Below are 12595 nucleotides of genomic sequence, written 5' to 3'. Positions count from 1 at the left end.
TCACAGGTTCTGACATGTGGGGAATCCACCGGTAGAGGCATGCACATCTGCCACCTTCTGCAGTGTCTGTTTGGGGAAGGATGGATTGGGCTTCTCAAAGCCCTGATACCCCCATGTTGCGAGAACGCGTTGGTGCTCTGGCCGCTCTGGATTGAGGGCCAGTAGTGCTGTGGCCACTTTCTTCAGCTGCTCATGTTTCAGGCTCTGAGCAGGGTGAACCGCCGTGACAACAAAGTCATTACGGCTGAGTTCGCTCTGCCAAACAACGCTGACCTTGTCTCGGACCTCAGGGGCAATGGCCTGGAGCGGATCGCCGCTGAGGCTGGGAATGAAGGCCAGGTCAATGCTGCCATCGGCGACCAGTAAGGGCAAATGGTTGGTATTGGGTTCGTGGAAACATTCGCTGATGCTGAGAAACGGCACTTCCTGCTGATGCAGATGCAACAGCGGCTGTAAAAAGGTCGAGCCTGAAGCGCGGCTGCCGAAGCCGACGCTCTGGTTTTGGACGATGGAGAGAGGTGATCTCCCATTACCCCGCTCTTGGATGTTCTCGAGACTGGCGCTGTTGGCAATCAGGATGCTGCGAAACGAGCGCTTCTGAATGACAAGGGGCGTCACCTTGGGGTTGTTGTGCAGGAGTTTGAAGCCGCCATATAGACCAATGGTGATCAGGTCAACGTCACCATCGCGGAGCATTTGATGGCTGTGTTCATAGTTAATTGCAGGAACGTAATCAATGCGTAGTCCTGTGGCTTTCTCCAGGTAGGGAATGACGATTGCCATTCGTTGGTTGATCACCTCTTGGGTTTGGTAAGGCTCTTCGGCAAGGCGTAGATCTGGCGGTGAAGATGTAGGGACACTTTTGTTGTTGTTCTCTTTGCAGCTCGTGATCAGTAGCCCCATGCAGATGCTGGCGACCAGAGTGAGTTGTCTTGACACCTGAATCATGGTGGAGCCCATCACAGCAGCCTAGGAATTCAGTGCCCACCGAACAGTTGTTGATGGGGTGATCGCTACGATTCTGCGACGAAGCTTTGGCTCCATGGGGTTCAATGGACTGCTATCGCTGCCCTTTGAAGCTTCTATTGAGTCCCTGGGTGAGGCGTTCTGGGATCCAGTTCAGGCGGCTGATTTTCCACAGACGCGCCTGCGATTTCGCAACGATGCCCTCCTGCAGCAACTTGGAGTGGCTCCCGAGACCATTTCCGATCACGATTTCGAGCAAGCTTTTGGAGGGTTCCAGTGTCGTCAGCCGCTGCTGGCCCTCCGATATCACGGTTATCAGTTCGGCACCTACAACCCCCAATTGGGGGATGGACGAGGCTTCCTTTATGGCCAGCTGCGAGACACCCATGGCGATCTTCAGGATCTCGGGACCAAGGGCAGTGGCACCACTCCTTGGAGCCGTGGTGGTGATGGACGTCTCACCTTGAAGGGAGGCGTGCGAGAGGTCATCGCTTCTGAAGCACTGCATCGCCTGGGCGTGACCACCAGCAGAACACTCTCGCTCATTGAAACTGGCGAAGAACTTTGGCGTGGTGACGAACCATCGCCTACGCGTAGTGCGGTGATGGTGCGCATGGCCCGTACCCATCTTCGCTTCGGCACCTGTGAGCGCCTCCTTTACTTGCGGGATCGCAAGGGTCTGGAGCGTTTGCTTCGCCATGTGGTTGCGGTGTATTACCCCATGCTTTCTGCAACCTGGCCGGCAGCTGCCGGTGATCATGCAGCACTGGAAAGGCAGTTGTTGGCCTTCTATGGCGAGTTGGTGCAGCGGGTGGCGCGATTGGCGGCTGAATGGATGGCGGCCGGCTTTGTTCACGGTGTGCTCAACACCGACAACATGTCGCTTGTCGGTGAAAGTTTTGATTACGGACCCTTCGCTTTTCTGGAGGCCTGGGATCCGGGCTTTACGGCAGCCTATTTCGATCAGACTGGGCTCTATGCCTACGGTCGCCAGCCGGCGATCTGCCATCACAACTTGCGACTCCTTCAGGATCCATTGGCAATGCTGTTGCCTCGGGAGCGGATGGAGCAGGCTCTCGACGGCTTTAAGCAGGTCTATCAAACGCATTACAGGCATTGCCTGCTGCGGCGCTTAGGTCTTGATTCGGATCTGCTCTGTCAGACAGCGCATGCCGATCAGTCTTTGGATTTGGTCGCTGCCACCCTCGATCTGCTGGCGTCTTGGCCGGTGGGCTATGGCGATTTATTCACGGGTTTGCAAGCGTGGGTTCACCGCCATGGGTTGCCACAAGAACCGGATGGTTTGGGCCCGTTTGTTCCGGGAGTCGAGGCACCGCCACGCCAGGTCTGGCTGGCCTGGCGTGATGCCTGGTGGCATGCCCTTCAGGTTGAGCTCAAGCTCAAAGACCGATCCCGTTCTGTGTTGGAGCGGCTCGATCGATTCAACCTGGCGCGTACGCCAAGTCGTTCTCTGATCGAAACCCTTTGGGAGGAGATTGATCAGCGGGATGACTGGGAGCCCTTGTTCGCCTGGCTCGCGGAGGTGCGCCTCGCCAATTGAGCACCATGCGGTCGGGAGGGCTTCAGGCGGAACAGCCACCAAGCGAGGGATCCGAGCGACAGCGCGAAGATGAGACCAACGATGCTCGATCCGAGCAGAAGACGGCTGGTGAAGCTCCAGCTCTGATGCCAGAGCGTGGATTTGTTGATGCCGGTGAGTGTGGCTGTGGCTGCTCTGCCCATCAGCGCATCTCCCACGCGGTAGTTGAACCAGTAGAGCGGCAGGTAGGTGAACGGATTGCTGATCCAGGTGCCGGCAGCGGCCAGCAGGTGGTTGCCCCGAACCACGCTGGCCAGGCCAATGCCAAGCAGGGTTTGCAGTCCAAAGAAGGGGAAGCAACCGCAGAAGACACCAGCGGCCAAACCCCGGGCGCGCTGACCAGGACTGCCTTCCTGTTCCCAGAGCCACCGAAGCCAGCGGCGACAGCGTTTGATCAGGCTGTGCTGCCACCGGACCATGGGCTACGGGCGCTTCGGGGGCGAATGACAGACGGCGGAGATCGTAGGAAGGAGCTCTCTTCGGCGTCGCCATGCTCGGCCTCGCATTGCCTCTGATGTTGTGATGTCTTCATCTGCGAGCGGAGTCCCTGTCCTGCCGGACACGATCGCGGCGGTGGCCACAGCTGTTGCGCCTGGTCAGGGAGGTATCGCCGTGATTCGTCTGTCTGGACCCATGGCCCAGCGGGTGGTGCGGACGATCACTGTCTTCCCCGGCAGTCAGGAATGGCTGAGCCACCGGGTGCTGTATGGCCACGTGGTGGCGGCCGACGGCCATGAGCGGCTCGATGAAGTGCTCGTGCTTGTGATGCTCGCTCCCCGTAGTTTCACTGCCGAAGATGTGGTGGAAATTCATTGTCATGGCGGTGTGATCGCCGTTCAGCGGGTCATGGCAAGGGTTCTGGAACAGCCCGGTGTCAGAAGGGCCCTACCGGGTGAATTCAGCCAGCGTGCGGTTCTGAACGGACGTTTGGATCTCACGCGTGCTGAGGCAATCACCGACCTGGTGTCAGCCCGAAGCCAGCGTGCGGCTCAGTTGGCAATGGCGGGTCTCGATGGGGGGATTCAGCGCCGGGTCGTTGCGCTGCGAGAGCGGTTGCTTGATCAGCTCAGTGAGTTGGAGGCCCGTGTTGATTTCGAAGATGATCTCCCTCCGCTTGATGGTCGGGCCCTGCTCGAAGAGCTGCAGGAGGTGCGCGCCACCCTCTTGGAGCTGGTGGCCGACGGTGCGCGGGGAGCCGCTTTGCGCACGGGTCTGCGCGTGGCCTTGGTGGGGCGTCCCAATGTCGGCAAGAGCTCTTTGTTGAACCGCCTCAGCCGCCGTGAGCGGGCGATTGTCACCGATCTGCCCGGTACCACGCGTGATTTGCTCGAGAGTGAGATTGTGCTGGAGGGTGTGCCGATCACTCTCCTCGACACCGCTGGGATCCGAGCCACCACGGATGAAGTGGAGCAGTTGGGGATTGCCCGCAGCCATGACGCCCTGGCCAGTGCCGATTTGGTGCTGCTTCTGTTTGATCTTGCAGCAGGCTGGACGGTGGAAGATCAGGCCCTGTATGAACAGATTCCTGGTGCAGTGCCCCGTCTTCTGGTTGGCAACAAGCTGGATTTGACCAACAGCGCCGCTGAGGGTGCACCGTCGTCGCCTGCGTTGGATGTGCGCCTTAGTGCCCAAACCGGAGACGGCGAACCGGCTTTGGTGCAGGCCCTACTCGCCCAGTGCGGATCCCTCAGTGAGCAGTCGCTCCTGATCGCGCTCAATCAGCGTCAGTCCGATCTGGCGGCTCGTGCGGCGGAGGCCTTGCAGCGCAGCGAAGAGGTGGCGGCCCAAGGCCTCCCTTGGGATTTCTGGACGATTGATCTGCGCCAGGCGATTCAAAGCCTTGGCGAAATCACCGGGGAGGAGCTGACCGAGGCTGTGTTGGATCGGATTTTTTCGCGGTTCTGCATAGGAAAGTGAGCACGGTGACTGCCGCATAGGCCAGCGCCCAGGGTTGACCGGTGCCCCAGCCCAGTTCCAGCGTTGTGTCGCTGCTGGTGAACTGCCAGGCATGAATCACGCCGAACCAGGCCAGTACAGCGGTGATGCCACTGCACACGCTTGCTGCGAGGAAGCGTTGCTCAATGGCGTAGACAAGCCATGCAGCGAGCAACATCGCTGTGATGATCTGGCCCTGCTCTAGAGCAAAAAGGCCATCGGCCCACACGTCCATCGAGCTCAGTCTTGGCAGAATTGCCTCGTTGAAGGGTTGATCACCACTGCCCAGGCCTCCTGTGCGAAGCCCCGCCTTGAGGAGCTGGGCCCCCCACCCGGCCAGCCCTGGCAGTAGGCCAAGAACCACTGCCGGTGTATGGCGCCCCTGCGTGGCTTCAAACGCCTGGGCGGTCATGGCCACCCCGAGGTACAGCACGATCGCCATGCCGGCGTCGATCGGAATCAGCAGTGCCAACAGGCCGAATAGGCCGAACAGGCAGGCCCCGGCCATGACGAGTCCGTTCAGCCACGAATAGGCCGAGCGAGCTCCCAGCGTTTTGAATCCCGGATGGCCGATGTAGAGCGTGGTGGGGAAGCAGGAGCCCAGGCCGGCTGCCACGAGCGTGCCGATGCCATCAATCAGCAGACATGGGCGCGTGGGGTAGGCATCACCGGCGGCTTCAGCACTTTCCAGGTTCTGCAGCGACCCCACCACGTTGAACAGGCCCATGGGCAGGATGACGCCCAGCCAGGGGAGAAGTTCGTTTCGGTTCTCCCAGAGCGCCCTTAATTGAAGGGCTGGGATGTGGACACCAACCGCTGCCATCGACTCGGACCAGGCTGCAGTTGTCGGCGCGGTTAAGCCACTCCCCCAGGCGAGCACGATGCCGACCAGTAGCGCCATCAAACCGGTGGGCAAGGGCCATCGCACTCTTGCGACGTAACCCAGCAAGATGATGGCCAGTGTGCTCAGGCCCACCAGGGGGTGAGCGAAGGTGCGCAGCAGGAAGCCCAGGGCGATGTAGCCGAGCGCGATTCCTGCCAGGGTGGAGAGCAAGGCGGCTCGCGGAAGCCATCGCCTTAGCCGATCGGCGCAGGTGGCTCCAGCTGTTTCGATCAGGCCTGAGCCGAGACAGGCCACCATTCCGGCATGCCATGACTGGCTGACTGCCTCTGCTTCCGAGAGTCCTCCGTTGAGAGCTCCCAGCTTCACCGGCAACATCACCAGGAAGACGTAGGCAAACAGGCTGACGGTGTTGATGCCGTAGGGCAGTGCTGTGCAGTCATTCCGACCTTCTCGTCCTGCTAGTTGGTGGGCCATGCGGGCATAGGCCACGTTTCCCACGAGGATGCTCAGCCCTGCGGCCGGGAGGATTTGCCCGAAAATCAGGCCATCGGGAAACCCCAGAACTGTGCGACAGAGTCCGACGATCAGGAGGATCTGAATCAGGTTGTTCAGCCCGAGGGCCAGCAGGCCATCCAGGTCGCCCGGCTGCCAGGGCAATCGACCGGTGGGTGTCGTTCCTTTCATGGCTGCTTTGAGCCGCAGATCATCATGAGAGATGTTCTCGCAATCCCTGGTTTTGGCTCGAGCGGATCTCACCATCACGCCCCGGTTGCGCCGACAGCTGGGTGATTGGCTCCAGGAGGATCTCGGCCGCGGCGATCTCACTACCCCAGCGCTGCAGGGTCGCCAGGGTCAAGCGCACTGGGTCGCGAAGGCCGATGGCGTCTTCTGCGGCGGTGTGCTCGTGGAACCGTTGTTGCGTGAGCTCCAGCCTCCGAATGGTGGATGCAATCTTCACGTGCTCGTGGCCGATGGGGCGCCGGTGAAGGCCGGTGATCGCTTGCTGGAGTTGGAGGGGCCAGCCCCGCTCCTGGTTGCCCTGGAGCGCACGGCCCTCAACCTGGCCATGAGGCTCTCCGGGATCGCTTCGGCAACGGCAACTCTTGTGGCGATGCTTGAAGGCACAGGTGTTGCCCTCGCGGATACGCGCAAGACCACCCCAGGCCTGCGGGAGCTGGAGAAATATGCGGTGCGCTGTGGTGGTGGGATCAACCACCGCATGGGTTTGGATGATGCGGCGATGCTGAAGGAGAACCATCTGGCCTGGGCCGGCAGTGTGGAGGCTGCGATTGTCCTGGTGCGAGCCCAGGCCCCTTGGCCCGTTCGCGTGATCGTGGAGGCAGAAACCTCAGATGAGGCCTATGCCGCCGTTGCGGCAGGTGCAGATGGTGTGTTGTTGGATGAGTTCACGCCGGAGGCACTGATCACCTTGGTGCCTCAGCTTCGACAGCAGGCTCTTGAACGATCGGCTTCTGGCTCGGTGCTACTGGAAGCCTCCGGGATCCATCCGTCTGCTCTCGGTGCGTATGCCGCCACTGGGATTGATCTGATCTCCACTAGTGCTCCAGTCACCCGGAGCAGCTGGCTTGACCTGAGCATGCGCTTTCGAGGTCAGTCACTGGTCTGAACTGCTGCGTTGCCCCTGGAACGGTTGATGGAATCCCAGGTCGTTCCTAGCGTTTTTGCAGTTCCTCCGAGCTGATGCCTGGATCAACGCCGACGGTGTTTCTGGCCGACGATGAGGCCAACATCGTGATGTTGCTGGAGATGGAGCTCGAGGCTGAAGGTTTCACGGTGGTGACCGCCGCTGATGGCATTACGGCCATCAAGGCGTTGCGAGAGGCGCCGCCTGATTTAGCCCTGCTCGACTGGAACATGCCCGGGATGACCGGCTTGGATATCTGTCGGCGCTTGCGGGAGACCGGTGTGTTCCTGCCGGTGATCATGATCACGGCCCGCGATGAAATGGATGATCGCGTCGCCGCGCTCGATGCGGGTGCAGACGACTTCATCTCCAAACCCTTCAACGTGCGTGAAGTGCTGGCTCGCGTGAAGGCCTTGATGCGCCGCTCCAAGGGGTTTAGCTCTGACGTGCTTCAGGTGGGTGACCTGGTGCTGAATGGTGCTGAACGAACCAGCGCGATCCAAAGCCATCCCTTGGTGCTCACCGTTCGGGAGTTCGATCTGCTCGAGTGCTTCATGCGCCATCCCCGTCAGGCCCTCTCGCGCGCCCAGTTGATCCAGCATGTTTGGGGAGACGATTATTTCGGCGATGAAAATGTGGTGGATGTGTATGTGCGTTATCTGCGCAAGAAGCTGGAGGCCACCGGTGCAGAACGGGTAATCCAGACCGTGCGGGGTGTGGGCTTCGCCCTGCGCATGGAGGGTTAGCCCCTCGCCGGGGGATGATCGGGGGCTGACTCCGTCTCCGCTGCTCTCCATGCTGCGCATCGCCCAGGCCCTCGAAACCCAGTTGCGCGAAGCGATGCAGCGGGCCTTCCCGGACGCATGGGACGCGACGCAAGGTGTAGGGCTGGATCCCCAGCTGGCGCCTGCCAGTAAGCCGGAATTTGGTGACTTTCAGGCCAATGCTGCCCTGCCTTTGGCCAAGCCGCTAAAGCAGGCTCCGCGGCAGATCGCGACGGCAATTGTGGAGCAGCTACAAAGCGATGCCGGCTTCACTGCTCTCTGCCTGGATCCACAGATTGCTGGCCCAGGCTTCATCAATCTCACGATTCGCCCCGAGCGGTTGGCGGCAGAGGTGGCGGCCCGCCTAGGGGATGACCGGCTCGGGGTCCCGTTGGTGGAGAACCCGACTCCGGTGGTGGTCGACTTCTCGAGCCCCAACATTGCCAAGGAGATGCACGTGGGCCATCTGCGCTCCACAATCATTGGCGACTCTCTGGCGCGGGTGCTGGAGTTCCGCGGCCATCCTGTGCTGCGCCTGAATCATGTGGGCGACTGGGGCACCCAGTTTGGGATGTTGATCACTCACCTCAAGCAGGTGGCTCCCGAGGCGCTCGACACCGCCGATGCCATTGACCTCGGTGATCTGGTTGCTTTCTACCGGGAAGCGAAGAAGCGCTTTGATGATGACGAGGCTTTTCAGACCACATCCCGCGATGAGGTGGTGAAGCTGCAGAGCGGTGATCCGCTGTCGCTGAAGGCCTGGGGCCTGCTCTGTGACCAGTCGCGGCGGGAGTTCCAGAAGATCTATGACCGGCTCGACATCCACCTAAGTGAGCGTGGTGAGTCGTTCTACAACCCTTTCTTGCCGGCAGTGATCGAAGGGTTGAAGCAGGCCGAGCTCTTGGTCACTGATGACGGTGCCCAGTGCGTGTTTCTTGAAGGGGTCAGTGGCAAGGACGGCAAGCCGCTGCCCGTGATCGTGCAGAAGAGTGATGGCGGCTTCAACTACGCCACTACTGACCTGGCTGCGATCCGTTATCGGTTCGCGCCTGCGCCTGATGGTGATCAAGCTCGCCGGGTGATCTACGTGACTGATGCCGGTCAGGCGAATCACTTCACTGGGGTGTTCCAGGTGGCTGACCGTGCGGGTTGGATCCCTGATGGTGGGCGCCTCCAACATGTACCTTTCGGCTTGGTGCAGGGGGAAGACGGCAAGAAGCTCAAGACTCGCTCGGGTGACACGGTGCGCTTGCGCGATTTGCTGGATGAGGCGGTGGAGCGGGCCGATGCTGATCTTCGTGCTCGCCTGAAGGACGAGGAGCGCGCGGAATCAGAGGCGTTCATTAGTCATGTGGCCGGCACGGTGGGCTTGGCGGCGGTGAAGTACGCCGACCTGAGCCAGAACCGGATCACCAACTACCAGTTCTCCTTTGATCGGATGCTGGCGTTGCAGGGCAACACCGCTCCCTATCTGCTGTATGCGGTGGTGCGCATTGCAGGGATCGCTCGCAAGGGTGGTGATCTGGATGCCTCAACGGCTCAGCTGCAGTTCAGCGAACCTCAGGAATGGGCGCTGGTACGGGAGCTGCTCAAGTTCGATGCCGTGATCGCCGAGGTCGAGGAGGAGTTGCTCCCCAACCGTCTCTGCAGCTATCTGTTTGAGCTCAGCCAGGTGTTCAATCGTTTTTATGACCAGGTGCCGGTGCTCAAGGCCAATCCGGAGGCCCTGCCTTCCCGTCTGGCCCTCTGCCGCCTCACCGCTGATACCCTCAAAGCCGGTCTCGGTCTGTTGGGCATCGGCAGCCTGGAACGGATGTGAGTCCACTCCAGACAGGTGTCAGGACGAGCAGCTGTAGTGGGAGATGCCCCCAGCGTTAAAGAACTCTCGAGGCTTGAGGCGACAATACTTTGCTTGTGTTGTCTCGACTTGGTCGCCATAGGGCGTGCTGAACACCTCCTGTAGCTCGTGGATCAGCTGGTTGTCTCCTTGCTCCGCTTGCTGATAAGCGGGTGCAATCAGCCATTCGCGCCAGGTGATGCTCGGGTTCGCCCGTTGCATCCGAGTGACTGCCTCAGAGGCATCGCCGTGAGCGGTGATCTGCTCCCGCCAGCGATCTAGCCAGTTCGTCCAGGCTCTCTTTAACTCTTCGGATGCGGGTAGATAGAAGCTGTCTTCCAGGGCAGCAAGGTGTTCTGGAAGGTGGGAGAGCCGCTGGAACACAAGGGTGTAATCCGCCCGCGATTGCGCCATCAAGGCCAGCAGCTCTCGGACCAATGCAGGGTTTGGCGTGCTCAGCCCAAGCTTGCTGGCCCACATGGCATCGAGGGCCTTCTCCATGACAGCGGCAAAGCTTGCATGGATCCGATCCAGGCGCTTCAGAGCCTCTGAGTCACCATGAAGCAGCGGGCGGAGGGCTGTCCAGAACATCTGGAAATTCGCTTCGGCCGCGGCGGGTTGGTTGAAGAAGCTGAAATGCTCGCCTCCTCCTGTCCAGGGTTGAAAGCGGGGATCGAACAGTTCACAGAAGCCGAAGGGTCCGTAATCGAGGGTGAATCCGCCTGCGGCGCAGTTGTCGCTATTGAAGTTGCCTTGGCAGTAGCCAACGCGGATCCAGTTGGCGACCAAGGTCGTGAGACGATCCCGAAAGAGTTGCGCCAGCTCAACCACCTGATCGGTGAAGGGCAGGTTGGCGTCAATGTCAGAGCGGTAATTGCGTTCGATTAGATGGGCTGTGATTGTCTGCAGTTCCTCAAGCGCCTGTGGATGCGCTTCACTGCGGGCTCGGCGGGCGAACAGCTCTAGTTGTCCGACCCGTAGAAAGGATGGCGCTACCCGGGTTGTGATCGCGGCGGCATTGGTCACCATGACGTCGGGATCCAGCGACCTGGAGTGGTCTGCATACCAGGGGCGTCGCACGCTTTCAGCATGCGAGGCATAGAGCGTCAGTGAGCGTGAGGTGGGTACCCCGAGGGCATGCATGAACTCTTGGGCGAGAAATTCACGCACACTGGAGCGGAGCACTGCGCGGCCATCGGCCCCCCGGCAGTAGGGCGTGGGGCCGCCACCCTTCAGTTGCATCTCCCAGCGCTTCCCTGCGAAAACGCCTTCGAAGATCGACAGGGCCCGACCATCTCCGTAGCCGTTCCCAGTTCCAAAAGGGCACTGGCGAACGTATTCCGTGCCATAGATCGACAGGGCATATCCCGTTGCCCAGCCAACCTTGCGCATCGGTTGTTGGGCGACTGAGAGGTCGCCGGAGAAGAAGCGGCGAAAGTCGTGATCGTGCGCCAAAGCGTCCTGGAGCCCAAGCTCTCGAAACAAGGGGCCGCTGTGGCTGACGTACTGCGGGTCGTGGAGTGGGGTGGGTGTCACGGGCACGTAATGGCCTGAGCGCACTTCACGGGCCTGGTGGTCGTTGCCGTCTTCCCTGCTTTCTGGGTCGGGCGTTAGGGCATGGATCAGCGAGTAATCAGCGTGTTGCGCCAGATCTTCAACGCTGGCGATCAGAGCTGCGGCCTTCTGGGAGGAGGTTTGGGTCATGGCTGCCGTTCACGACGTGATCGTGGCGGATCTAGTGATCACTGTGTTGCAGCCGTCGCCATCAAGGATGTGATGAATGGCTGATCGCCACCGACAATGGCAGTGATACGACCTTTCTGGAGATGTGATGACGCAGCCACCCTCAGCGGATGGCGTGATCCGTGCTCGCAGTGATGTGGAGCGCCTCAAGGCTTACAGCGCTCCCCTGGAGGGAAGGCGGGGGATGCTGCGTCTCGATTTCAATGAAAACACGATTGGACCAAGTCCCAAGGTGGTGGAGGCACTTCGTGCGATCCCGGCCGAGCAGCTGGCGGTCTATCCCGAGTACGACGGCCTCAGGGAGGCGGTCGTGGCCAATTTGGCTGCGTTGCCAGCCGGTCTAGCTCATGATCTTGCCCCCGCTTGCGTCGGGGTGTTCAACGGAGTGGATGGGGCCATTCATGCTGTTTTGCAGGCCTATGGGGGGGCAGGTGACACCCTGCTCACCACCAGCCCCACGTTCGGGTACTACGCCCCATGCGCCGGCATGCAGGGGATGGCGATTGAGGCGGTGCCGCATCAGATGCCTGGATATGGCTTCCCGTACGAAGCGGTGATGGCAGCTCTGGCCCGATCCCCTCGGGTGTTGATGCTCTGCAATCCAAACAATCCCACAGGCACGCGCCTGGAGGCCGATCGGGTGCTCTCTCTTGCGGCTGCGGCGCCTAACACCCTCGTGGTTGTGGATGAGCTTTATGAGGCATTCACCGGCGACAGTGTGCTGCCCATCATCGATTTCAACGCAACGCCGAATCTGTTGGTGTTGCGTTCTTTGGCGAAAACTGCCGGCCTTGCTGGTCTCCGTATCGGCTTCGCCATCGGCCATGCCGAGGTCGTGGATCGTGTGTCTCGGGTTACCGGCCCTTACGACGTCAATAGCTTGGCGGTGACGGCCGCCTTTGCTGCGCTGGAGGATCAAGCTTTTGTCGATACCTACGTCGCAGAAGTGTTACGCGCCCGTGAGTTTGTCGTGTCTGAACTTGAGCGAGCTCGGGTGCGTTTCCACGTGGATGGAGGCAACTATCTACTGCTCTGGCCCTGCCGTCCTGCCTCTGCTGTTGAGGCCGAGCTGCGCGATGCCGGCATCCTGGTGCGCTCGATGGTTGGTAAGCCCCAGATCGATGGATCACTCCGAGTGAGTCTTGGCAGCACTGAACAGATGCAGCGCTTCTGGGAGACGTATCGGCTGATTGACGGTCTGCCGGAATGACCTGTGAAAACCTGGTTTGCCCACTAGTTTGTGAACAAAAGAGCTGTCGTT

The 12595-nt window shown here is 60.5% G+C and carries 10 protein-coding genes; 6 read left to right on the top strand and 4 right to left on the bottom strand.

The features are described 5' to 3' along the window. The gene (locus SIB72_RS03140; RefSeq protein ID WP_413744563.1) at positions 1–960 is read right to left on the bottom strand and encodes a phosphate/phosphite/phosphonate ABC transporter substrate-binding protein; all 960 of its coding nucleotides are present in this window, start codon (positions 958–960) and stop codon (positions 1–3) included. 82 nt (positions 961–1042) lie between these two features. On the opposite strand from SIB72_RS03140, the gene SIB72_RS03135 reads away from it, so the two are divergent. Beyond that, the gene (locus tag SIB72_RS03135) at positions 1043–2527 is read left to right on the top strand and encodes a protein adenylyltransferase SelO (protein WP_413744562.1); all 1485 of its coding nucleotides are present in this window, start codon (positions 1043–1045) and stop codon (positions 2525–2527) included. Here SIB72_RS03135 and SIB72_RS03130 read toward each other — a convergent pair. Next, a complete protein-coding gene (locus tag SIB72_RS03130) occupies positions 2467–2985 on the bottom strand; it encodes a DUF2062 domain-containing protein (RefSeq protein WP_413744561.1) in 519 nt (172 codons plus the stop codon). The two genes, SIB72_RS03135 and SIB72_RS03130, sit on opposite strands and share 61 nt — an antisense overlap. Positions 2986–3088: 103 nt before the next feature. Here SIB72_RS03130 and mnmE point away from each other — a divergent pair, with 103 nt between their 5' ends. Next, the gene (gene mnmE, locus SIB72_RS03125; RefSeq protein WP_413744560.1) at positions 3089–4483 is read left to right on the top strand and encodes a tRNA uridine-5-carboxymethylaminomethyl(34) synthesis GTPase MnmE; all 1395 of its coding nucleotides are present in this window, start codon (positions 3089–3091) and stop codon (positions 4481–4483) included. Here mnmE and SIB72_RS03120 read toward each other — a convergent pair. Then, the gene (locus SIB72_RS03120; protein ID WP_413744559.1) at positions 4416–6029 is read right to left on the bottom strand and encodes an NCS2 family permease; all 1614 of its coding nucleotides are present in this window, start codon (positions 6027–6029) and stop codon (positions 4416–4418) included. The two genes, mnmE and SIB72_RS03120, sit on opposite strands and share 68 nt — an antisense overlap. Positions 6030–6060: 31 nt before the next feature. Between SIB72_RS03120 and nadC the strand changes: the two genes are divergently transcribed. The 3 genes from nadC to argS all read left to right on the top strand — a co-directional run bounded on the left by nadC (position 6061) and on the right by argS (position 9573). Next, complete coding sequence (nadC, locus tag SIB72_RS03115; RefSeq protein WP_413744558.1) at positions 6061–6972, top strand: carboxylating nicotinate-nucleotide diphosphorylase; 912 nt, start codon at positions 6061–6063, stop codon at positions 6970–6972. Positions 6973–7046: 74 nt separating this feature from the next. Further along, positions 7047–7736, top strand: a complete 690-nt coding sequence (locus SIB72_RS03110) for a response regulator transcription factor (protein WP_115121186.1) — start codon at positions 7047–7049, stop codon at positions 7734–7736. A 49-nt stretch (positions 7737–7785) separates the two neighbouring features. Continuing rightward, positions 7786–9573, top strand: coding sequence for an arginine--tRNA ligase (gene argS, locus SIB72_RS03105; protein ID WP_413744557.1), 1788 nt, complete (start codon positions 7786–7788; stop codon positions 9571–9573). 18 nt (positions 9574–9591) lie between these two features. Here the strand turns inward: argS and SIB72_RS03100 are convergent, their stop codons facing one another. Next, positions 9592–11295: a protein adenylyltransferase SelO family protein gene (locus SIB72_RS03100; RefSeq protein WP_413744556.1), complete on the bottom strand. Its 1704-nt coding sequence runs from the start codon at positions 11293–11295 to the stop codon at positions 9592–9594. Positions 11296–11422: 127 nt separating this feature from the next. On the opposite strand from SIB72_RS03100, the gene SIB72_RS03095 reads away from it, so the two are divergent. Further along, positions 11423–12544 carry a pyridoxal phosphate-dependent aminotransferase gene (locus tag SIB72_RS03095; protein ID WP_413744555.1) on the top strand — a complete coding sequence of 374 codons (1122 nt, stop codon included), beginning with the start codon at positions 11423–11425 and terminating at the stop codon, positions 12542–12544. The last annotated feature ends 51 nt before the right edge of the window (positions 12545–12595 follow it).

The sequence above is a fragment of the Synechococcus sp. MIT S9451 genome, assembly GCF_047304725.1.
Taxonomy (GTDB): domain Bacteria; phylum Cyanobacteriota; class Cyanobacteriia; order PCC-6307; family Cyanobiaceae; genus Synechococcus_C.
Note: the sequence above shows the minus strand (reverse complement) of the source record. Positions and strands in the feature narration are given on the sequence as shown.

Excerpts from the sequence above, each read along its gene's own strand:
- nadC (WP_413744558.1), top strand. The coding sequence starts at position 6,061 with ATGTTCTCGCAATCCCTGGTTTTGGCTCGAGCGGATCTCACCATCACG.
- SIB72_RS03095 (WP_413744555.1), top strand. The coding sequence starts at position 11,423 with ATGACGCAGCCACCCTCAGCGGATGGCGTGATCCGTGCTCGCAGTGAT.
- SIB72_RS03110 (WP_115121186.1), top strand. The coding sequence starts at position 7,047 with ATGCCTGGATCAACGCCGACGGTGTTTCTGGCCGACGATGAGGCCAAC.
- argS (WP_413744557.1), top strand. The coding sequence starts at position 7,786 with ATGCTGCGCATCGCCCAGGCCCTCGAAACCCAGTTGCGCGAAGCGATG.
- SIB72_RS03130 (WP_413744561.1), bottom strand. The coding sequence starts at position 2,985 with ATGGTCCGGTGGCAGCACAGCCTGATCAAACGCTGTCGCCGCTGGCTT.
- SIB72_RS03100 (WP_413744556.1), bottom strand. The coding sequence starts at position 11,295 with ATGACCCAAACCTCCTCCCAGAAGGCCGCAGCTCTGATCGCCAGCGTT.
- mnmE (WP_413744560.1), top strand. The coding sequence starts at position 3,089 with ATGTCTTCATCTGCGAGCGGAGTCCCTGTCCTGCCGGACACGATCGCG.
- SIB72_RS03135 (WP_413744562.1), top strand. The coding sequence starts at position 1,043 with ATGGGGTTCAATGGACTGCTATCGCTGCCCTTTGAAGCTTCTATTGAG.
- SIB72_RS03140 (WP_413744563.1), bottom strand. The coding sequence starts at position 960 with ATGGGCTCCACCATGATTCAGGTGTCAAGACAACTCACTCTGGTCGCC.
- SIB72_RS03120 (WP_413744559.1), bottom strand. The coding sequence starts at position 6,029 with ATGAAAGGAACGACACCCACCGGTCGATTGCCCTGGCAGCCGGGCGAC.